Here is a 20798-nt window from a genome sequence, read left to right as displayed (position 1 = left end):
CATCGGCATTGGTGCAACGTGCGTACTCTCATCCTAGGAATACCGGCTCAGAATGCACAGTCGAGATAGTAGATATTGCGTGTCATTCGGGGTGCACTAGGGCAGAAGCAATCCAAGCTACTAGGCTTAATTTGTTCGGCCCACAGGAAATTGGCCGATCAACCCTCAAAGGAGACTTGTGTTCCTCGACGTGCTTTACGGTGTTCTGCCACTGTTCTTCATCATGCTCATTGGCTTTGGCACGAGTTATGCACCTAAGTTTCCTGCTTCCGTGGAGCCGGCACTGAACGTCTTCGTGTTCTATGTGGCCTTACCTGCATTGCTCTATAAAGTAGTGGCCCGCGCCGATATTAGTGACGGAGTGCCGTTCTCATTTCTCGGGATTAGCATCGCGGCAACACTACTCTTCGCGGTGATGAGTTGGGCATTCTTCAGATATTTACTGCGTGTGGGTCCACAACGCGCGCTCGCCGGAATGCTCACCACGAGTTTTGGTAATGTCTCATACCTTGGAATTCCGGTGATCATCGGGGTGATGGGGCCGGAAGCAGGTTTTGCGGCTGGGATGGGTCAACTGGTGCACAACATCATCTTCATGGTGGGCTTCCCGATTCTTGCGCAGATCATGTTGCCAACCGGAGCCCATGCCGAGCAACATCCCGCCAGTGGGTCGCGGTTGCTTCGAACCATCCGAAGCGCACTGCTTTACAGCCCGGTGACCTGGGCGATGGTCATTGGTGGTGCCGTGGTGCTCACGGGAGTTCATGTGCCCGGACCTATTGATGACACGATTGACCTGCTCTCCGCAGCGGCGGCTCCTGGAGCACTTTTTGTTATCGGCATGTCACTGAAGCGAACCATTGAACGCTCCCGTGCAGCAAGGAACGCGGAAGCGGTGGAGGATCAAGCATCGACCGTCCGGGCCAAGTCGTCGATGCTGGTGATGATTATTGGCAAGCTCGTAGCGCTACCGCTTCTGACCGTAGTGATGCTCCAGCTTTTCGCGCCACAGCTGGATCGCATCTGGTTCAACGCGGCAGTGCTCATGGCCGCCATGCCAGTCAGTGCCACCGCCTACATCATGGCGCACAATGACACAGGCAATGGCGAACCTACCGCCGTGGCCATTGTGATCACCTGCCTTCTATCTGTCATTGCACTTCCGGTGCTCGCGCAACTGGTCTTGAAATAAGTAGTCGCGGGCCGATGGAACTCGGCCCGCGACTACATCCATGACTTGCTCTGATCAGTTGGTGATCGATTGCTTCTCATCGATGGACTGTGGAGTATCAGCATCGATCAGGTCTTGTGCTTCGGCAGCAATCTGGTTGGCACCTAGCGCGGCTTCATTGGCCTTGGCCTCGAGAGCCCGGCCCTGCAGGGCTGCTAGCTCTTCAGCGGAGATTGGATGGCTTTCTGTCATCACCGGCTTGAGCTGATCTATCACCATCGTGAGAGCCAAGCAGACAAGAGCCCAGATCGACAAAGTGATCAGGTGCGTACCAAGACCCGCGCCACCGAAGTAGAGCACCGAACGCACCGATTCGACGGCTGCCGGCATAGGCAAAATGTCGTGCAGAATCGTGAACATCCGAGGTTCCATGTAGATTGACAAGGCGCCGTTGGAGGCCGGAACGCCAAGGAACATCACCAGCAACATGGTTGGCAGTAGACACAGCATGCCAATGAGGCGGTTAAAGACCGTGGTCAACATCGAGACTGCGAAGATGGCCAGCATGCCCACCCCAAAAAGTTCCCAGAAGTGTCCGTCCACGGCGTGTGTAAGTGGTCCGGCGATCATATAGATCACCGCGGACATGAAGGCGGAATAGACCGCGAGCAGTGGGAGCAGTGTCTTTAGCGGACGCAGGTGTGGCGCTGCGGTGGAACCGACCATGATGGCCATGAATCCGGCCATGACCCAGCCCATGCCCACGTACATGCTTGCCGTACCCATATTGTCGTGATCCGGCAGGGCAGCCAATTCTTGGTACTCCACTGCCATATCTTGCGACTGTGCGATCTGGGTAAATACCTGTTTGACCACCTGTGAAGCGGCGTTCCCGGAAGCCTGAGCAGTGTAGATAGTTGCCTCGGGCTGCGTAGCTGACGGCAGTACAAATGCTCCGGTGAGTTCTTGGGATTCCACCAGTTGCTTGGCTTCATCGGCGTCCTGCAACGTCGTGAAATCAAAAAGTCCCGACATGGATTCTTCCAAGGATTGCGCCATCTGATCGGCTTGCTCGGTGGTGGAACCAACAATGGCGACCGGCATATGACGCGGTGTTGGGGTCTGCATGGCTCCGAGCATGGCAGTGAGCATGATGGCAATCAGCGTGAAGGGGACCGCGCCCAGGGTGATGTATCGCCAGGCTTTGCGCTGTGGGCGTGGGCCGCCGTGAAGCGAGGCAATGTTGATCTGGGTGGGGGTTGGGCTCTTGCCCTTCTTGGTGCGTATCTTGTCGATCAAGGTGGTTAGTAGCAGTGCGGCAACAGCTCCACCGACGAGGATCAGAATGTGTTTAGCTGCTCCGTCGCCGTTAAAGTACAGCACCGAACGCATGGCTTCACCCAGTGCCGGCAAGGGCAAGAATTGGTGCAAGAACGGGTAGATCTTCGGCAAGGCGTAGACGGACATGCCCATGTTGGATGCAGGCTGACCAAGCACCATGAACAAGAGCATTCCAGGGATGGCCGCCAACGGCCCGAAAATCCGGGTCAGCAGCACTTGCGAGGAACCCACGGCGAAAACACCGAGGGCCAGTGTGCCTATCACGGGAATGATGCTTGATGCTGGGATGACGCCCAGGATCGGTCCACCAATGAGTACCCCGAGACCGGCCAACAGGATGGACCATCCAGCCAGCAACGGAAGTGCTCGGCGGCGCTTGAGCAACTCAGGGGAGTTGGAGAAAGCCAAGGACCATGGCATATATCCTGCGGTGACCATGGCGGTGGCCAAAAGCATCGCGCCCATGCCCATGGGGTCGTTCTCTGGGAGGGGAGCAATGTCTTGCGCATCCACGGTGAATCCTGCCTCGGCGAGGGCAGGAGTTAGTATCGCCGAAATGGCGCCGGAGGAGGAAACACCAGCGCTGCTGGCGGTGTAGAGGGTCGCAGAATTCGCGTCGAGGACCACTGCTGCGGTGACTTCGCGGTCGTAAACCAGGTTGCGTGCTTCCAGAGATGAGTCGACGATTTCGGGATCGACCGCTTCGCCGTTCGTGGTGTCTAGGTCTTCTACAAAGTCCGAGGCTGCCGAAGCGCTACTGGAGTAGATGGCTACGGGCATGTTTTTGGCTTCTTGATGGTGCATCGCACCCAGATAACCCCAGATCATCATTCCCACGATCATCAGTGGCATGACGAAAACCGCGGCGGTCCGTCCGATTTTCTCGGCTTTAGCTCGTTTAGCGGCGAGTTCTTGCGGGGAAAGGTCTTGTTGTTTGTCCTTGGCTTTGTGCCGGGGTGGCGGAGGTGTTTGTGGCTCGGTGGGTGCAGTGCTCAAATTCCCATGCTCCTAGGAGTGTCGGTCCGTCGGGGCTGCTGCAGCAGGCCATCGGAAGTAGATGTTGTACGGCAACGACTTTACGCCACGTGGCGTAAAAATGACATAACGTGAGCTGTGGATCACCATGGAGATGGTGGTTGCCACGTATTTGATAGGAGAAATGTTCCTTGGGTCGACATAGCGACAAGGCGCGAGAAGTTTTGCTCAACGCTGCAGAAGAGCTGTTCGCGCGCCATGGAATTGATGCCGTGTCCAACCGCAAGATCACCGAACATGCCGGAACGGCTAATCACTCCGCCATCAAGTACCACTTTGGTGCTAAGGATGACTTGCTGCGTGCGATGGTTCAACGAGCGGTGGATGACGTGCGTGTCTGCCGTGAAAAACTCGTAGGGGATGACAGTGCCGATCCAACGAGCCTGCGCGAACTGGTAACCGTCCACACGCTGGCGTTGATCCACTCTTTCGATGCTTTGCCTCGACCTTCGTGGCGGGCGCAATTCTTGTTTCAGGTGCGTCTGCGCCCCGAATTTACCGAAATGCTGGCCGGCTTGATCAGCGAAGGGATACAGCGCCGGGCCGCCGCGAGTGACACCCTTGAGGAGCTCAAGGGCATACCGGAAGTTGTTGTTAGCTCAAGGGCGAGGATTCTCGGGCCCATGGTTCTTGGGCTCTGTGCCGAATATGAGGCGCTCGTGAACGAAGGCGAGCAGCGTGGTAGCTGGGAGTCCATGGGGTATTTCGTGGTGGACGCAGTCGTGGGAATGCTGGCTGCGCCGAGTACTGCGCCCGCAGATTTTATGGACTTTACCCAGAAGTAGTTAGTGGGCGCGACGCCAGCCTTTCCACGTGGGATGTAAAAGCTGTGACTGGAAAGTGTGCTCAGTGAGCGAGCTGTAGCTGTTTCTTGTTGCGCTCGCAGTACTGGGCGCTGTGGGCGCCCTGCGGCAGGTCCCCGTTTTTGATGTTGCTTCACTGAGCCAGCACTCAACCTTGCTGCTTTCGAGGCGCTAGGGCTGGCCATCAATGATTGCTCGCTCCGAATTCAGGGTGATGCGGAGCCTTTGAGCCTAGCGTCCTGAGGAAGTTCCAAAAATCTTGTTCCACAGTGACGGGCTAGTAGTGGAGATTTTTGGCTGACGAACAATATCCGGATCCAGGTTGTCGATGGGCTGGAACAATCCCGTGCGCAATGCCGCCGTTCCGCTTAAAGGACGATTCTCTGCGGTTGGATAATTAATTTTTGTCTGATTGATGGCGGTCATGACCCCTCCTCTGAATTGGAAAACTTTCGCATTGTGAAAGTTGCGTTTTGTCTAGTGAAACTAGTATGCGAGCTCTGTGGGGGTGTTGGCAAGGGGTTTGGGCAACTGATTTCGCGGGAGTGTGAAAAGGATTTAACAAATACACGTCGTGTAAATTTTTCGGTTTTTCTCTTGACGAGCGCTCTGTGAGATGGCTTACAGTTGTGCAATAAGGTTCCACGAAACCAGCATCGAGTCGAAGCCGAAGACAATAAATTTCGGTGGTAAGGGTGTTCAGCCAAGGTCCGTGGAATGTCGACCGAAGAAAAGAGCTGATCACCCAATGCATCTCGACGCATTCAACGAACTCTCCGCAGCGGAAGCCGAATCCGTGCTTCGACCCTGCGTTGATGTAGACCGTTGGGTCCACGACCTGATCTCAGCCCGCCCCTTTACTACCCGGGCAGAACTAACTTCCTATGCACTGAAGGGAATCACTCCTTTTGATTCCCTTGAACTAGACATGGCCCTAGCTCACCATCCACGGATCGGCGAGCAGGCTCAAGGGCAAAGCAAGGAAGCGGACCTCTCTCGTGGTGAGCAAGCCACGCTGAACCTGGATGACGATGCCTCCGCACGCCTGAAAGTTGCTAATCAGCGCTACGAACAACGCTTTGATCGCGTTTTCCTCATCCGTGCTGCCGGCCGTAGCACCGAAGAGATCTTGGCCGAATGTGAACGCCGGCTCGGCAACGATGACGCCACCGAAATTTCTGAAGTCGCGACCCAACTACGCGAAATCGCGGTCTTGCGGCTCAACGACCTCATTACCAATTGATTCGCTCCAACATTTAGGAGATGACCATGGCAGATGTCAGCGCTGAACGCAGCCACATCACCACCCACATTCTCGACACCGGGACCGGGAGGCCTTCCTCCGGTGTCAAGGCCACGCTGGAAGCCAAGACGGCATCCGGCTGGCAAGAAATCGGAACAGGTACAACCGATGCGGATGGACGCATCAAGAACCTAGGACCGATACAGGTTGAAGCAGGTCGCTACCGGATTTCTTTTGAAACCGGCGACTACTTCGGGAAGCAGGGAACGGAAAGCTTCTTCCCCGCGGTAACCATCGATTTCTCCGTGAATAACGTCGATGAGCATTACCACGTACCTCTTCTTATCAGCCCGTTTGCATATTCCACGTACCGAGGGAGTTAAAGAAATGACTACCGAAATCACCGCCCCAGCCCAGACCAAGATCGTGCTCGGATCCAACCAGTACGGCAAGGCAGAAGTCCGCCTGGTCAAGATCACCCGCGACACCGACCGTCACCAGATCCAGGACCTGAACGTCACCAGTCAGCTTCACGGCGACTTCAGCGCAGCCCATCAGGACGGAGACAACTCACGAGTTGTCGCCACCGACACCCAGAAGAACACGGTGTACGGTCTAGCCCGCAATGGCGTGGGCGCCATCGAAGAATTCTTGGTCAACCTTGGTGAGCACTTCACCGGTTCATTTGAATGGATCACCGGTGGCCGCTGGGCAGCACAGCAGTTCTTCTGGGACCGCATCAACGACCACGATCATGCCTTCTCGCAGAACAAGTCCGAGGTCCGCACCGCCGTGCTGGAAATTGACGCACAGGGCAAGAAGTCAATCGTTGCCGGTCTAGAAGACCTCACCGTTCTGAAGTCCACCGGCAGTGAATTCCATGGTTTCCCGCGGGACAAGTACACCACCTTGAAGGAAACCACCGACCGCATCTTGGCCACCGACGTGACTGCACGTTGGCGCTACACCGAAGAAGCCATTGCCGAAGGCATCGACTTCGATGGTGTGTATGCCTCGGTCCGTAACCTGCTGCTCACTCGTTTTGCACAGACTCACTCCTACGCGCTGCAGCAGACCATGTTCCAGATGGGCCAGGCAGTACTTGAGGAGCATCCAGAAATCGCCGAAATCAAGATGTCACTCCCGAACAAGCACCACTTCCTTGTGGACTTGGATGTCTTCGGGCAAGACAACCCGAATGAGGTCTTCTTCGCTGCTGATCGTCCTTATGGATTGATCGAAGCAACCATCACGCGTGAAGACACCGAGGCCAATCACCCAATCTGGGCCAATATTCCGGCATTTATCTAACAGAACAGCGTTGAGGGTGTGCCGGTGCGGACACACTGGCACACCCTTGGCAGCGACTGACGTAGGAGGTCAGCCTTGAGCGCTACACCTGATGAATCTACCAAATCCATCCGGCCTGAGGATGTAAAACTTTCTGTAGGCAAAAGTTTTGCTTACGGCCTGCAACACGTGTTGACCATGTACGGCGGCATCATCGCCCCACCACTGATCATCGGCAACGCCGCTGGGGTCTCTCCTGCAGATATTGGTCTGCTGGTGGCCTGCTGCCTCTTCGTCGGTGGCGTTGCTACCTTGTTGCAGACCCTCGGCGTCCCATTTTTTGGCGCACAACTTCCACTGGTTCAAGGCACCTCCTTCGCATCAGTGGCCACCATGGTGGCCATCGTCAACGGTGGTGGGGGACTTCCGGCAGTGTTCGGCGCGGTACTCGTCGCCGCACTGATCGGTTTGCTCATTGCCCCGTTCTTCGCTCGCATTATCCGATTCTTCCCGCCGGTAGTCACTGGCGTCGTCATTACGATGATTGGAATCTCGTTAACCCCAGTGGCCGCGAACTGGGCCATGGGTGGAGACGCTAAGGCCGATGACTATGGTTCCCTAGCTAATATCGGTTTGGCGGCCGGAACACTGTTGGTCGTCTTGCTCCTATCCAAGGTGGGTAACGCTGCGATTTCGCGGATGTCCATTCTCCTAGCAATCATTCTCGGCACAATTGTTGCCGCCATCTTGGGGATGGCCGACTTCTCCAAGGTTGGTGAGGGAGCAATCTTCGCCTTCCCGCAGCCATTGGCTTTTGGAATGCCAGTCTTTGAAATTGGTGGCATCATCTCGATGACCATTGTGGTGCTGGTGATCCTCACCGAAACAACCGCAGATATTCTTGCCGTCGGTGAGATCGCAGGAACCAAAATCGATTCACGACGCATCGCCAACGGTCTTCGCGCCGACATGGCCTCCTCGGCTATCGCCCCGATCTTCAACACCTTTACCCAGTCGGCCTTCGCGCAGAACGTTGGCCTGGTAGCCATCACCGGAATTACCAGCCGATTTGTGGTCGCCGCCGGTGGCGGAATCTTGATGGTTCTCGGTCTGCTGCCGATTCTTGGCAGAGTTGTTGCTGCCATTCCAACCCCAGTCTTGGGCGGCGCAGGCATTGTGCTCTTCGGTACCGTGGCCGCCTCGGGAATCCGAACGCTATCCAAGGTCAAATACGATGGAATGAACCTAGTCATCGTGGCTGCATCGATCGCTTTTGGTTGCATCCCGATCGTCAAGACCGACTTCTATGCCGGTTTCCCTACCTGGTTTGAAACCATCTTCCACTCCGGAATTTCTTCCGCGGCCATCATGGCAGTCCTGTTGAACCTGCTCTTCAACGAATTCAAGTTCGGCAATACCAAGAACGCTTCAGTATTTTCAGCAGCCCCACCGCGCATGGTGAAACAAGAAGAGATCTGTGGCTTGATCGAAGGTGACCACTTCGAAAATGGCAAGCTGATTGACAAGGAAGGCTACGAAATTCCTGTCGTCTCTCCGGACGAATTTGAGAAAATTCAAACCGGGCAAATCCAGATGCCCGTGCCGAAACTCACCCAATCTCCGGAGCACTAAAGAGGAATTATGGCCGGCTCCCTTGGGCAAGGGAGCCGGTATTCTTCTAAGATAGGGATTTGTGCATCCAACAAATCTTTCCATCGGCGTTGACATCGGTGGCACCAAAATCCTTGCAGCTCTCGTAGACGAAGACGGAAAAGTCTACGGACAGATCCACCGCGAAACACCCAATCATGACGTCGCCAGGACAGAACGCACCCTAGCGGAAATGATTCGCGAGCTCTCTGAAGACAATGATCAGATGCCGGTGGGCATCGGGGCCGCAGGGTGGATGGATCGTCAAGGAAAGAACGTTCTGTTCAGCCCACACCTTTCCTGGCGTAATGAGCCGGTGCGTGATCGCCTGATGAAGCTCGTGGGGCACGAAGTCACCCTCGTTAATGACGCTGACGCCGCCGGTTGGGCCGAACACCGTTTCGGTGCCGGCCGCGGCGAAAGCGACATGGTCTGCCTGACACTGGGTACCGGCATCGGTGGTGCAGTCATCCTCGGTGGCCAGATCCACCGTGGCAAGTCCGGGATTGCCGGAGAATTTGGGCATCAAGTTATTGTTCCCGGTGGGCATCGATGTGCCTGTGGCAATCGAGGCTGTTGGGAACAGTACGCTTCCGGCAATGCTTTGGGGCGTGAAGGTGCAGAACTTGTGCGGAGCAAGTCGCCGGTCGCCTTCCGCCTGCGTGAGGCCGTAGGGGATAACCCGGATGCGGTCACTGGTGCAGATGTGACACGACTAGCCGCCAACGGTGATCCGGCCTGTAAAGATTTGATTGAAGACATGGGCGGTTGGCTTGGTCTTGGAATCGCGAATCTCGCCTCGGTGCTGGACCCTGGGACCATCGTGATTGGTGGCGGGTTGGGCACTGCTTCAAAACAACTGGTAGAGACGGCTGAAGAAACCTACCGTCGTAGTCTCTCCGGCCGTGGTTACCGTCCCTTTGCGAAGATCTGCCAGGCAGAATTGGGGCCGGCAGCTGGCCTAATTGGGGCTGCGGACCTGGCAAGGTTCAATCAACAGCAATAAAAAGATTGACAGGACATTAAGACCTATTTAGGCTCGGATCATTGGTGATTTGAGAGCGAGGTCTTGGTGTGAACCTGTCGGCTAAGCCAGACCGGACTTTAGGTGCATCCTTAGGTATTGTTCTGGCGACTTATGCGGTAGCAATGTGTGGCACAACGATGCCTACGGCGCTGTATCCAACCCTGCAAGATGAATATGGGCTCAGTACCGCCGCATCGACTCAGCTTTTTGCTGTTTACGCGATCGTGGTACTCGTAGTCCTGTGCCTATTTGGGTCCCTGTCGGATGCTATTGGACGTAAACCGGTGATGATTATCGGTTTGCTTGCCTCAGCGACTAGCGGAATTCTTTATGCGCTCGCAACAGAAGCACCAACCCTGTTCATTGCACGAATCCTCTCCGGGGTGTGTGCTGGACTGGTCACGGGTACGGCAACTGCCTACCTCACGGATTTGGCCACCAGTTCAACACGTGGTGCCAGTATTTCAAGCGTGGCAAATATGGCGGGTCTAGGTAGCGGTCCCACTTTGGCGGCATTCTTGACATACTTTGTGCCATCCACGCCGATGATCGCGTTTAGCGTCCATGCCGCTGCCTCCGGGGTGTGCATGTTGCTGCTGGCGACGATCCCTGACACCGTGGTGCACCGCGGGCATAAGTTGAAATTTAGCCTTCCTTTGATTCCTCGTTTTGCCTTGCGTGACTTTTGTGTCGGCGGCTTGATGACTTTGGGCTTCGCGGTGATGGGTGGCTGCACTGCCATGACATCCATCTTGGTGGTCCGCGCCTTCGGCATTACGGATCTTCGACTTTTGGGGCTCATTGGATCACTGATTTTTGTCGCGACGACGGTGGGACAAAAAGCCGGTGGAAGGCTAGTGAGTGAAAAAGTATACCTAGGCTATGTTGGGTTGATGCTGGGTACCGCACTAATTGCCCTAGCCCCGCGACTGCACGGAGCCTTGGCGGTAATGGTGTATTTGGTCGGATTGCTTGTTGCGGGGTTGAGTCATGGGGCCTTGTTCCCTGTAGGGCTTGGCATTGTCTTGCGGAGGATTGAATTGCGTCATCGTGGAAGCGCCAGTTCAGCCTTCTGGGTACTGGGCTACGCGCTGACCGCGCTGGGAGCACTGGGACTAGGTTGGGTTGGCCAGTTCACCGGCGAATCAATGGCAGTGACTCTCTTTGGCGCGATCATCGCGCTTTGTTCGGTAGGGTGCTTGATGCTGCATCATCGGTGGACCAGCGCTACAGTGGAACGTCTTTCAAAGAAATTCTGATTTTTCGAACTCTTTTCTTCTACTGCGGTGACAACCGAAGCGGCACTCTCACCGCTATTAACGTGTCACAAGACACATCATTTCTTGGAATGCAGTATGCCCCTGGTTGGTTGCAAACGAGTAGAACAAATTCGTGTCCGACTATGGCCAGTACTGTGGCCTCGGGCTGATCCGAAAGGCATCCAATGACTGTTGCATCCCAGGAAAACCAGGTCGACACCGCAACGCTCAACGCCATTTTTGGCGAAGCACGCACCGCTAACGCGTTCACCGGAGAGGTCACCGAGGCGCAGGCCCAGGAGATCTACGAACTGGCCAAGTTCGGTCCGACCGCGTTCAACTCCCAGCCACTGCGCGTGACTTACGTACGCTCGGACGAAGCCCGCGCCACCTTGGTGGATGCCATGGCTCATGGCAACCAGGCCAAGACCGCCGCAGCACCATTGGTAGCAATCCTCAGCTACGACACCGCATGGCACGAACAGTGGGATAACTTCCTGCCGGGCTACAACGCACCAAAGGCCATGTACGATGCAGATGCTGACTTCACCGCCGCTACCGGTAACAACAATGCTCACCTGCAGGCAGGCTACTTCCTGCTTGCTGCACGCAGCCTCGGCTTCGCCGTTGGTCCAATGACCGGTGCTGACTTCTCCGCAATCGACGCATCCTTCTTCCCAGAAGGCGAGCAGAAGAGCTTCCTCGTAGTCAACATCGGTCAGCCAGCTCAGAGCGAGCTCGGTGCACCAAAGGCTCGTTTCGAGTATGAGAAGGCTGTTCGCACCGTCTAGTCACGAGTGACTGACTCCCGAAAACACAATCAAGCAAGCCCAGAACTGAGCATTGTCAGTTCTGGGCTTGCTTGATTCTTAAGGCTAGTGCGCTAGTTTCTGGCCAGCGAGGAAGTCAACGCGGCGTCGGCATCAAGCAACACTTTCGCGGCCACTTCTAAACCTTCAACTGCACCCAACTCGGTATCCTCGTGCTCGATGTTGACCAGCATGTCAGGATCCACTTCGTGCAGGGCTTTGAGGAACTCGGTCCAAAATGCAGTGTCATGTCCCTTGCCCAAGGCCACAAAATCCCATGCCGAGTTTTTGGGCCACTCATTGGCCCACTCATCTCCACCGAGGTTGGTTCGATGCTCATCGGCGCGTAACCTGCGGAAGCTGTTATCCAGCACGCCTTGAATGGCTGCGTGAGGGTTAATGCGAACGTCCTTAGCTGCCGCATGGAAGACCCAGGAACCCAAGTCCCTAACTACGGCTACCGGATCCATTTGCTGCCAGAACAGGTGCGAAGCATCCAGTTCAACTCCGATGTTGCTGGTTCCTGCACGCTCGATGAGTTCGCGGAAACTGGCCGGATTAAAAGCGACGTTTTGCGGGTGCAATTCCAGGGCAACCTTAACGTCGTTTTCTTGTGCAAGAACGTCAATTTCTTTCCAGAAGCTGGCTGCGATGTCGTACTGGTAATCCAATTGTTCTAAGGCTGCCGAGTTCCATGCATTGACTACCCAGTTCACACGCGTGGCGCCCGGTTCGCCGCCGGGCAGTCCCGACATGGTCACCACGCGGTGTTGGCCCAAGCGCTGTGCGAGCTTGATGCTACGGCGAATGTCCTCGGCGTGCTTTTCGCCGATGATCGGATTGGGGTGCAAGGGATTGCCGTTGCAGTTCAGCCCGGCAATCTGAACGCCGGTGTTCTCGAAAATTTCTAAGAAGTCATCCCGGGCGGCGTCGCTGTGCAGGATCTGATCGATATTTGGCACATGAGCCGGTGGGAGGAATCCGCCGGTATTCAGTTCAATGCCTGTCAGCCCAAGATCCGCGATGACCTTCAACGCCTCGGCTAAGGGGCGGTCGTGGAGGATTGCGTTGTAGACGCCGAGTTTCATAGTGAGACCTTCTTTCCGTCATTGGCTGCTGACTGGACTACTGCTTGCAGGATTTTCATATTGTGTACGCCGTCGTCGAAGGTGGCGTTGGTTGGCAAAGTGCTTTGAACACCGGTGACCTCGTCGAGGAAAGCTCGAGCCTGGTAGCCAAAAGCATCGTTCTGTCCGAAACCAACACCGGGTGCGTCCATTGGCAAGCCGCCACCGATGTAGGCATGTTCTGGGCCAAGATTCACCGTGCGATAGCCGTTAGTAATCTCAGGTCCCTCGGTGAGCATGATTTCGATTTCGGCTGGTCGCAGCTGATTGAAGCGGGCGGCACCGTTTTCGCAGAACACTTCAAAATTCAGCGTATTGGGGTGACCGGCAGCTACACGAGAGACTTCCAAACTGCCCGCCGCCGAAGGGAATTGCACGTTGAAGGCGGCGTAGTCATCATTTTCTACTGGCTCCGATTGGTCGCTCAGTTCCACGAGATTGTGACCGGTTACCGCACCTGCAGGCAGGTAGCGTTCGGTGATGCTGGTGCGCAGCTGTCCGCCGCTTACTGAACTGATCTCGCCGGCCAAGAACTCGGCGATGTAGGCTAGGTGGCTGCCAACGTCGGCCAAAGCCCCGGAGCCAGGTTCGCCCTTGAAGCGCCAACTCATTGGCGCTTCAGGGCTGTGTCCATAGTCTGCCCAGTAGCGACCGGAGAAGTGCAAGACCTTGCCTAGGGTTCCATCGGTGATGAGATCCCGGATGGCGGCGATGCCCGGAGTGCGCCTAAAGGTGAACCCGACGCGGGCGATGGACTGTGCATTGCGCGCGGCGTCAGCCATCGCTTCTGCTTCTTCTAAGGTGTCAGCTAACGGCTTTTCGCACAGCACGTGCTTGCCAGCGGCCAGCAGACCTTCCACTGCCTCGCGGTGGAAACGGTTGGCGATTACCACCGAAACCACGTCGATGTCGGGGTCGGCTGCGACTTCTTGCCATGAACCCAAAGCTTTTTCATACCCGTATCGTTGGGCCACTTTAGCGGCGAGTTCAGTGTTCACGTCTGCCACCGCGACGTACCGCAACTTAGGCAATGTTGGTTCGTAGAGGGTGGGTGCCGTGCGGTATCCGGCGATGTGAGACAGTCCGGCCATGCCGGCGCCAATGACAGCGATGCCGATGCTTTTTGCCACGGGAATTCTCCTGAGAAAGAGTGTTTTGGAATTTTTTGGAGCGCTCCAAAAGAGTGTAGAGCTGATTTTGGATCAGGGTCAAGGGGTTATGGGAAAGAAGGTTTTGGAACGGTGAAATCAGGCGTTGCGCGCAGCTGCGCAGGTGCCACGCTCGATCAGCAATGGCTCTAACTGCACCCGCTGGGCTTCACGCTCAGGATCGGCAAGCCGGGAGAGTACCTGTGTGGCCACATGTAACCCGAGTTCATGGTTGCGGCTATCTACAGTAGTCAAATGCAGTAAATGCGTGTCGGAGAGTGGGGAGTTGTCGTACCCAATGATGGAAAGATCTTCAGGTACCGACAGTCCCGCCTCTTGGGCTGCGGCCATCGCTCCCATGGCCATGGAATCATTGCCGGCCAGAATGGCGGTTATTTCCCCGGCGTCCTTCAGTAGGCGTCGGGTGCATTGGTATCCGGTATCTTCGGTGGTTAGTTCGCTGACTGAGACGATGTGTTCTTTGAGTCCGGCGGCCGTCAGTGCGTCCCTATATCCATTCAAGCGCAGTCGTGAGGCTCCGCCGCCACCGGCGATATGGCCGATGTGTTGGTGTCCCAGTGAGATCAAGTGCTCGATGGCCCGTCGGGCGCCGAGTCGGTCATCGCTGCAAGTGATATCTGCCCCGGGGATTTGGGTGGCGCGATTGCCGGCGATAATGACCGGGATCTGTGAAGGGAAGCGCATGGCTGGGGTGGGCTCGGTGGCCAAAACCAAAGCTTCGACTCGTGTGCTGAGGAAGCCGTCTAGCGGATCGGATTCGATATGGGCATTGAGTGAACGGTCGGAGACCGCGATGCGCAAACCTGCGCTGGCTAGACCTTCTTGAAGTCCGCGCAGCAGTTCCACAAACCAGGTGTTCGTGTAGTCGTCGATGACCACGCCGACGGTTTGGCTGGTCCCACCGGCCAGTGCTGTCGCGGCCTGGCTGGGGCGGTAGTTCAACTCCTTGATGGCCGCGAGGACTGCTTCGCGACGGGGGGCTGAGACGCTGGGGGAGTCGCGCAGCACCAGGGAAACCAGTGATTTGGAAACGCCGGCGGCCTGGGCAACGTCATAGATGGTTGCTCGACGGCGTTCAGCGGCCACGGTTCCTCCAAGGTGTTTGGGTGTCTTTTAAAGAGCCTAGCGTTTCACGCGTGCGTGCCGAGGTCTAGGGTGGTTTCCTTGTACAAATTTGCATTGACCAAGTCATAAAGTCAGGACATAGTCTTGAGACATTTTCTTAATTTTTAGCGTCAGGTATCGATGGAAAACCCTGATTTTTCGGGGATTTACATCCATTGTGTTACTCATGTTGTAAATATGTCAGTACAAACCTTTGACAGCGCATGTTTCATGGTGCAAAGTATTTCCTGTGGCACCGTTCACATTCTCGGCAGCCAGCCGATCCCTGAACTTCTGATTCGAAAGGACGTCGATCCGCGTGACATACGACGTACTCACCCTCGGACGCATCAGCGTTGATGTTTACCCGAACGACATCGGCGTATCCCTGGCCGACGTGAACACCTTCGGCAAGTACCTCGGCGGTTCCGCCACCAACGTCGCGGTAGCAGCAGCCCGTCACGGGCGCGCAACCGGAGTGATCACCAAGGTCGGTGACGATGATTTTGGCACTTTCCTGGAACGCGAACTAGACCGCTATAACGTGGATCGCTCGCAGGTCACCCGGGATGCCGATTTGCAGACTCCGGTCACCTTCTGCGCGATCCTGCCACCAGATGACTTCCCGCTCTACTTCTACGGTCGCTTCCCCATGGCACCGGACTGGAACATCAACACCAGCGACATTGACCTTGACGCAGTGAAGAATGCCAAGATCTTCTGGAGCACCGTGACCGGTCTGAGCCGTGAACCTTCACGCAGCGCACAACTGGCAGCCTATGGCGCTCGCCCAACCAGCTCACTGACCGAAGGCCAGTTCACGATCCTGGACCTGGATTACCGCCCGATGTTTTGGGATTCGGTAGAACAGGCCCGTGAACAGGTCACCGCGGCCCTAGCCTCAGCCACCGTCGCCATTGGCAACGACACCGAATGCACCGTCGCCGTGGGTGAAGGAACCCCCGACGAACAAGCAGACCGACTCTTGGACGCCGGAGTGCAGATCGCCGTCGTCAAACTAGGTCCCGAAGGAGTGATGGCCAAGACCCGTACCGAACGCGTGGTCTCCGCGCCGGTTCCGGTGCAGACCGCCAATGGTTTGGGCGCAGGGGACTCCTTCGGTGGAGCCTTCTGCCACGGGCTACTCTCCGGCTGGCCCCTGGAACAGGTATTGGATTACGCCAACGCTGCCGGTGCCATCGTTGCCTCCAAGGTCGCCTGCTCCGATGCGATGCCGACCCCCGAAGAAGTCAATGACCTGTTGGCACAGCGCGGCCGCACCGTCCCCACCTCCCAGAAAGACCTGGTCTAGTTATGCAACAGGTAACCGAGCTAAGCGTGGATCGCGAAGATCCACGCCGTTATGAATCCATTACCCGTCAACGCTTAGAAGACCCGGCATCGGTACAACGTGCCGCGGCCACCCGCCAAAAGCATGCCGGACCGGTATTAGGGCGCCAGAACTTCATTATTGCTGCCGATCACCCGGCCCGTGGAGCCCTGTCCGTCGGCAAGCAGACCACCGCCATGGCCGACCGCCGCCAACTATTGGACCGGCTGCAGATCGCCTTGGCCAACCCGGCCTGCGACGGTGTGCTCGCCTCGCCAGATATCCTCGATGACCTGCTCCTGCTCGGGGCATTGGAAGGCAAACTGGTTTTCGGATCGATGAACCGCGGTGGGCTGACCGGCCTGGTCAACGAGATCGATGACCGCTTCACCGGGCATACAGCCGCAGCACTATCGGCACTCGGCGCTGACGGCGGAAAGATGCTCACCCGAATCAGCTACGAGGACCAGGACACCGTCAAAACACTGCAGGCCACCGCCGACGCGGTCTCCGATCTAGCCCGGCACCAACTAGTAGCCATGGTTGAACCCTTCATCTCCAAGCGAGTCGATGGGAAGGTTGTCAACGACCTGCGCCCAGACGCCGTCATTAAGTCCATGGGCATCGCTGCCGGACTCGGCGAGTCCAGCGCCTACACCTGGCTGAAGATCCCGGTAGTGCAGGAAATGGAACGCGTCATGGCAGCCACTACCTTGCCCACGGTTCTGCTGGGTGGGGACCCGGCAGGTAGTCCGGACGAGGTCTTCGCTTCCTGGCAGGCAGCCCTCGCTTTGCCTGGGGTGCAGGGGCTGACCGTGGGTCGAACCCTGCTCTACCCCGAGGACGGGGACGTGGCCGCCGCCGTAGCCACCGCCGCCTCTTTGTTGAACACCACCGCACCTGTACGCAGCGCAGAAGGATAAAGCTCGATGACTACACGCACGATGACCGTGGCCCAAGCGGTTGTGGAATTTCTGGGCCGCCAGTACACGGTGGATTCCGTTGCTGGAACCCAGTACCGTGAACGGCTGATCCCCGGCATGTTCGGTATTTTCGGGCACGGCAATGTTGCCGGCGTGGGCCAGGCGCTAAAACAGTGGCAGGCCAAAGATCCCAGTCTCATGCCGTACTATCAGGGCCGTAACGAACAAGCCCAGTCGCATCAGGCCGTCGCCTACGCGCGTCACACTCGTCGCCGGGCAACCTATGCGGTGTCGACGTCTATCGGCCCAGGATCCTCCAACCTGCTCACCGGAGCCGCGCTGGCCACGGCCAACCGCCTTCCCGTCTTGCTGCTGCCCTCCGATACCTTCGCGACCCGCGCAGCAGACCCGGTACTGCAACAACTGGAAATGCCGCACGGTTACGACATCACCGTGAATGATGCCTTCCGCCCACTGTCCAAGTACTTTGACCGTGTCACCCGCCCTGAGCAGTTGGCTAGCGCCCTGCACCACGGCTTGCGTGTGCTCACCGACCCAGCAGAAACCGGTGCGGTGACCATTTCGCTACCCCAAGATGTGCAGGCCGAAGCCTTCGACTTCCCCGAAGAATTCTTCGCTGAACGTGAGTGGAAGATTCGCCGCCCTGAGCCCGAAGCCCAGGATATCGCTGAAGCTGCGAAGATGATCCGCGCGGCCAAACGACCGCTGATCGTCGCCGGTGGTGGCGTGCTCTATGCCTTCGCCACCGACGAGCTTGTAGCTTTCTGTGAAGCCACCGGCATCCCAGTGGGTAATACCCAGGCCGGCGTGGGTGTGCTTCCGTGGGACTCGAAGTACTCGCTGGGCGCAATTGGCTCCACCGGCACCACTGCTGCTAATGCCTTGGCCGAGCAGGCCGATCTCATCATCGGCATCGGAACCCGCTATGAAGACTTCACCACCGCCAGCCGTACCGCCTTCCAGAATCCCGACGTGAAGTTCGTGAACATCAACGTCGCTGCGCTGGACGCTTACAAGCACGGTACTGTGCTCCCGGTCGTGGCCGATGCCCGCAAGGCATTGATTGCCCTGCGTGAAGCCTTGAGCGGATACCGCGTTGAGGGAGCCCTGGAAGTGCAAACCGCCAGCGAAAAGCAGCGTTGGGATGCCACCGTGGATGAGGCCTTCGCCGAACGGCTTTCCCCGCTGGTGAGCCAAAACGCCATTATCGGTGCGGTGAATCAGGCGATGGATCCGCGCGACGTCGTGGTCTGCGCCGCCGGTTCGCTGCCCGGGGACCTGCATAAAATGTGGCGGGTTGCCGATCCATTCGGCTACCACGTGGAATACGGCTTCTCCTGCATGGGCTACGAGATCGCTGGTGGACTAGGCATCAAGCGTGCAGCCATCGATGAAGCTGCGCGCGGAGATCAAGAACACCGCGATGTGGTGGTCATGGTGGGTGACGGCTCCTACCTGATGATGCACACCGAACTTGTCACCGCAGTGGCCGAAGGCCTGAAGCTGATCACCGTGCTGATCCAGAACCATGGCTACGCCTCCATCGGTGCCCTGTCCGAATCCCTCGGATCCCAGCGTTTCGGTACCAAATATCGCACCTTGGATGCGCAAAACCACAGTTTTGATGAGGGCGAAACCCTACCGATCGATCTGGCCACCAACGCCGAATCCCTGGGCGTGACGGTCATCCGGATTACCCCGGGACCTGAGGCCATCAACGAGCTTTCAGCGGCGATCGCCACCGCCAAGGCCGCGCCGGAAGGAACTGGTCCGATCCTGATCCACATCGAATCGGATCTTTACGCCGATGCCCCCTCTAGTGAGTCGTGGTGGGATGTTCCGGTCAGTGAAGTCGCCGAGCTTGAAAGCACCCAAACGGCCTACCAGAACTACACCAAACACAAGGCACGTCAAAAGCCCCTACTGGGCTAAAACGCAAACCACAACACTTCAGCAGATCAAAGGAATAACAGCAATGACTACCACCGCCACCGACGTCGCAGAAATCTTGCACTACATCAACGGCACACCTTCGGCAGGTTCTGGCACCGAAACCCAGCCGGTCTACAACCCAGCCACCGGTGAAGTCACCGGTCAGCTACGCTTGGCCAACGACGAGGACCTGCAGCAGGCCGTCGCCGTAGCCAAAGCAGCCTCCGAAACTTGGGGCGAGGTCTCGATCGCTAAGCGCAGCAAGATCCTCTTCCGCTTCCAGCAGCTGCTGACCGAACACACCGATGAGCTGGCCCGCATCGTCACCAGCGAACACGGCAAGGTCCTCTCGGATGCCGCCGGCGAAATCAGCCGAGGCATCGAAGTGGTGGAATACGCTTGCGGTATTTCACAGTCGCTAAAGGGTGAATACTCCGACCAGGTTTCGACCGGAATCGACGTCTTCTCCTTCCGCCAGCCACTGGGTGTGGTCGCCGGTATCACCCCGTTCAACTTCCCGGTCATGGTGCCGCTGTGGATGGCCCCGGTAGCCATCGCCACCGGTAACGCCTTCATTCTCAAGCCATCCGAGCGCGATCCATCCGCCTCGCTGCTGATCGCACAGCTCTTCAAGGAAGCTGGCCTGCCAGACGGTGTCTTCCAGGTGCTGCACGGCGGTAAGGACACCGTTGACGGACTGCTCTCGCACCCGGATGTTGACGGCATCTCCTTTGTTGGCTCCACCCCGATCGCCAAGTACGTCCACGAAACCGCCACCAAGTACGGCAAGCGCGTGCAGGCACTGGGTGGGGCGAAGAACCACGCGGTCATCATGCCAGATGCCGATATGGACCTGGCCGCCGACCACATCAACGCCGCCGCTTTCGGCTCCGCCGGCCAGCGTTGCATGGCCATCTCCGTTGCTGTTGCCGTGGGCGATGCCGCTGATGCCCTCGTTGATAAGCTCGCAGAGCACGCCCGCAAGGTCAACGTCTCGCACGGATTTGATGAAGGGGCCGATATGGGTCCGGTCATCACCCCTGCCTCCAAGTCCCGCCTGCAGAAGATTGTCGGCGAAGCTGAGCAGGCTGGCGCCGCCTTGGTCATCGACGGTCGCGAGATCGTGGTCAAGGACCATGAGAATGGCTTCTTTGTTGGCCCAACCATCTTGGACAAGGTCAGCCGCGAAATGAGCGCCTACACCGAGGAGATCTTCGGCCCGGTCCTGGTGGTGCTGCGCGTGGATTCCCTGGACGAGGCCATCGACGTGGTCAACGCCAACCCCTACGGCAATGGCACCGCCATCTTCACCTCCTCCGGCGCCCACGCCCGCACCTACACCCGCCGCATCCAGGTGGGCATGGTCGGCGTGAACGTGCCGCTGCCGGTGCCGGTGGCGTGGCACTCCTTCGGCGGCTGGAAGGACTCGCTGTTCGGTGAGCACCACATCTATGGCCCGGACGGCGTGCGCTTCTATACCCGCGGCAAGGCCATCACCCAGCGCTGGCCAGAACCAGCCAAGGGCACTGCCGCCACCTTCAACTTCCCATCCAACTAATTTTTC

Annotated in this window: 18 protein-coding genes; 13 read left to right on the top strand and 5 right to left on the bottom strand. The window is 57.4% G+C overall.

What is annotated here, in order from left to right; translation table 11 throughout:
- Window positions 1-178 precede the first annotated feature (178 nt).
- Entirely contained in the window at window positions 179-1192 is a 1014-nt protein-coding gene (locus QMQ05_RS16590; RefSeq protein ID WP_345471863.1) for an AEC family transporter, read from the top strand.
- Window positions 1193-1246: 54 nt separating this feature from the next.
- Here QMQ05_RS16590 and QMQ05_RS16585 read toward each other — a convergent pair whose 3' ends face one another.
- Window positions 1247-3508, bottom strand: a complete 2262-nt coding sequence (locus tag QMQ05_RS16585) for an ABC transporter permease (RefSeq protein ID WP_345471861.1) — start codon at window positions 3506-3508, stop codon at window positions 1247-1249.
- 170 nt (window positions 3509-3678) lie between these two features.
- Here QMQ05_RS16585 and QMQ05_RS16580 point away from each other — a divergent pair, with 170 nt between their 5' ends.
- Window positions 3679-4332 (top strand): TetR/AcrR family transcriptional regulator, encoded by a 654-nt coding sequence (locus QMQ05_RS16580; RefSeq protein ID WP_345471859.1) that lies wholly within the window; start codon window positions 3679-3681, stop codon window positions 4330-4332.
- Between the two features lie 249 nt (window positions 4333-4581).
- On the opposite strand, the gene QMQ05_RS16575 is transcribed toward QMQ05_RS16580, so the two are convergent.
- Window positions 4582-4776 carry a hypothetical protein gene (locus tag QMQ05_RS16575; protein WP_345471857.1) on the bottom strand — a complete coding sequence of 65 codons (195 nt, stop codon included), beginning with the start codon at window positions 4774-4776 and terminating at the stop codon, window positions 4582-4584.
- Between the two features lie 322 nt (window positions 4777-5098).
- On the opposite strand from QMQ05_RS16575, the gene uraD reads away from it, so the two are divergent.
- The 7 genes from uraD (at window position 5099) to QMQ05_RS16540 (ending at window position 11610) form a co-directional block, all read left to right on the top strand.
- Window positions 5099-5593, top strand: a complete 495-nt coding sequence (gene uraD / locus QMQ05_RS16570; protein WP_058255968.1) for a 2-oxo-4-hydroxy-4-carboxy-5-ureidoimidazoline decarboxylase — start codon at window positions 5099-5101, stop codon at window positions 5591-5593.
- Between the two features lie 26 nt (window positions 5594-5619).
- Window positions 5620-5976 (top strand): hydroxyisourate hydrolase, encoded by a 357-nt coding sequence (gene uraH / locus QMQ05_RS16565; RefSeq protein WP_345471854.1) that lies wholly within the window; start codon window positions 5620-5622, stop codon window positions 5974-5976.
- A gap of 4 nt (window positions 5977-5980) precedes the next feature.
- Complete coding sequence (gene pucL, locus QMQ05_RS16560) at window positions 5981-6904, top strand: factor-independent urate hydroxylase (RefSeq protein ID WP_058255966.1); 924 nt, start codon at window positions 5981-5983, stop codon at window positions 6902-6904.
- 75 nt (window positions 6905-6979) lie between these two features.
- The gene (locus QMQ05_RS16555; protein ID WP_345471852.1) at window positions 6980-8515 is read left to right on the top strand and encodes a nucleobase:cation symporter-2 family protein; all 1536 of its coding nucleotides are present in this window, start codon (window positions 6980-6982) and stop codon (window positions 8513-8515) included.
- Window positions 8516-8576: 61 nt separating this feature from the next.
- Window positions 8577-9539 carry an ROK family protein gene (locus QMQ05_RS16550; protein WP_345471850.1) on the top strand — a complete coding sequence of 321 codons (963 nt, stop codon included), beginning with the start codon at window positions 8577-8579 and terminating at the stop codon, window positions 9537-9539.
- A 68-nt stretch (window positions 9540-9607) separates the two neighbouring features.
- Entirely contained in the window at window positions 9608-10819 is a 1212-nt protein-coding gene (locus QMQ05_RS16545) for an MFS transporter (protein WP_345471848.1), read from the top strand.
- 185 nt (window positions 10820-11004) lie between these two features.
- On the top strand, window positions 11005-11610 hold the full coding sequence (locus QMQ05_RS16540) for a malonic semialdehyde reductase (RefSeq protein ID WP_345471846.1): 606 nt from the start codon (window positions 11005-11007) through the stop codon (window positions 11608-11610).
- 92 nt (window positions 11611-11702) lie between these two features.
- On the opposite strand, the gene QMQ05_RS16535 is transcribed toward QMQ05_RS16540, so the two are convergent.
- The 3 genes from QMQ05_RS16535 to QMQ05_RS16525 form a co-directional block, all read right to left on the bottom strand.
- Window positions 11703-12716, bottom strand: coding sequence for a sugar phosphate isomerase/epimerase family protein (locus QMQ05_RS16535; RefSeq protein ID WP_345471844.1), 1014 nt, complete (start codon window positions 12714-12716; stop codon window positions 11703-11705).
- The gene (locus tag QMQ05_RS16530; protein ID WP_345471842.1) at window positions 12713-13885 is read right to left on the bottom strand and encodes a Gfo/Idh/MocA family protein; all 1173 of its coding nucleotides are present in this window, start codon (window positions 13883-13885) and stop codon (window positions 12713-12715) included. Before QMQ05_RS16530 ends, QMQ05_RS16535 begins: the two co-directional genes overlap by 4 nt.
- Before the next feature lie 117 nt (window positions 13886-14002).
- Window positions 14003-15010 (bottom strand): LacI family DNA-binding transcriptional regulator, encoded by a 1008-nt coding sequence (locus tag QMQ05_RS16525; RefSeq protein WP_345471840.1) that lies wholly within the window; start codon window positions 15008-15010, stop codon window positions 14003-14005.
- Between the two features lie 337 nt (window positions 15011-15347).
- Here QMQ05_RS16525 and iolC point away from each other — a divergent pair, with 337 nt between their 5' ends.
- From iolC to QMQ05_RS16505, 4 genes are read left to right on the top strand one after another with little or no spacing between them, the layout of a single operon-like run.
- A complete protein-coding gene (gene iolC, locus QMQ05_RS16520) occupies window positions 15348-16340 on the top strand; it encodes a 5-dehydro-2-deoxygluconokinase (protein ID WP_345471838.1) in 993 nt (330 codons plus the stop codon).
- Between the two features lie 2 nt (window positions 16341-16342).
- Entirely contained in the window at window positions 16343-17281 is a 939-nt protein-coding gene (locus QMQ05_RS16515) for a Cgl0159 family (beta/alpha)8-fold protein (protein WP_345471836.1), read from the top strand.
- A 21-nt stretch (window positions 17282-17302) separates the two neighbouring features.
- Window positions 17303-19234, top strand: coding sequence for a 3D-(3,5/4)-trihydroxycyclohexane-1,2-dione acylhydrolase (decyclizing) (gene iolD / locus QMQ05_RS16510; RefSeq protein WP_345474795.1), 1932 nt, complete (start codon window positions 17303-17305; stop codon window positions 19232-19234).
- 43 nt (window positions 19235-19277) lie between these two features.
- A complete protein-coding gene (locus QMQ05_RS16505) occupies window positions 19278-20792 on the top strand; it encodes a CoA-acylating methylmalonate-semialdehyde dehydrogenase (RefSeq protein ID WP_345471834.1) in 1515 nt (504 codons plus the stop codon).
- Window positions 20793-20798: the final 6 nt, after the last annotated feature.

Source organism: Glutamicibacter sp. B1 (assembly GCF_039602135.1).
GTDB lineage: Bacteria > Actinomycetota > Actinomycetes > Actinomycetales > Micrococcaceae > Glutamicibacter > Glutamicibacter ectropisis.
This window is presented reverse-complemented; position numbering and strand designations above follow the sequence as displayed.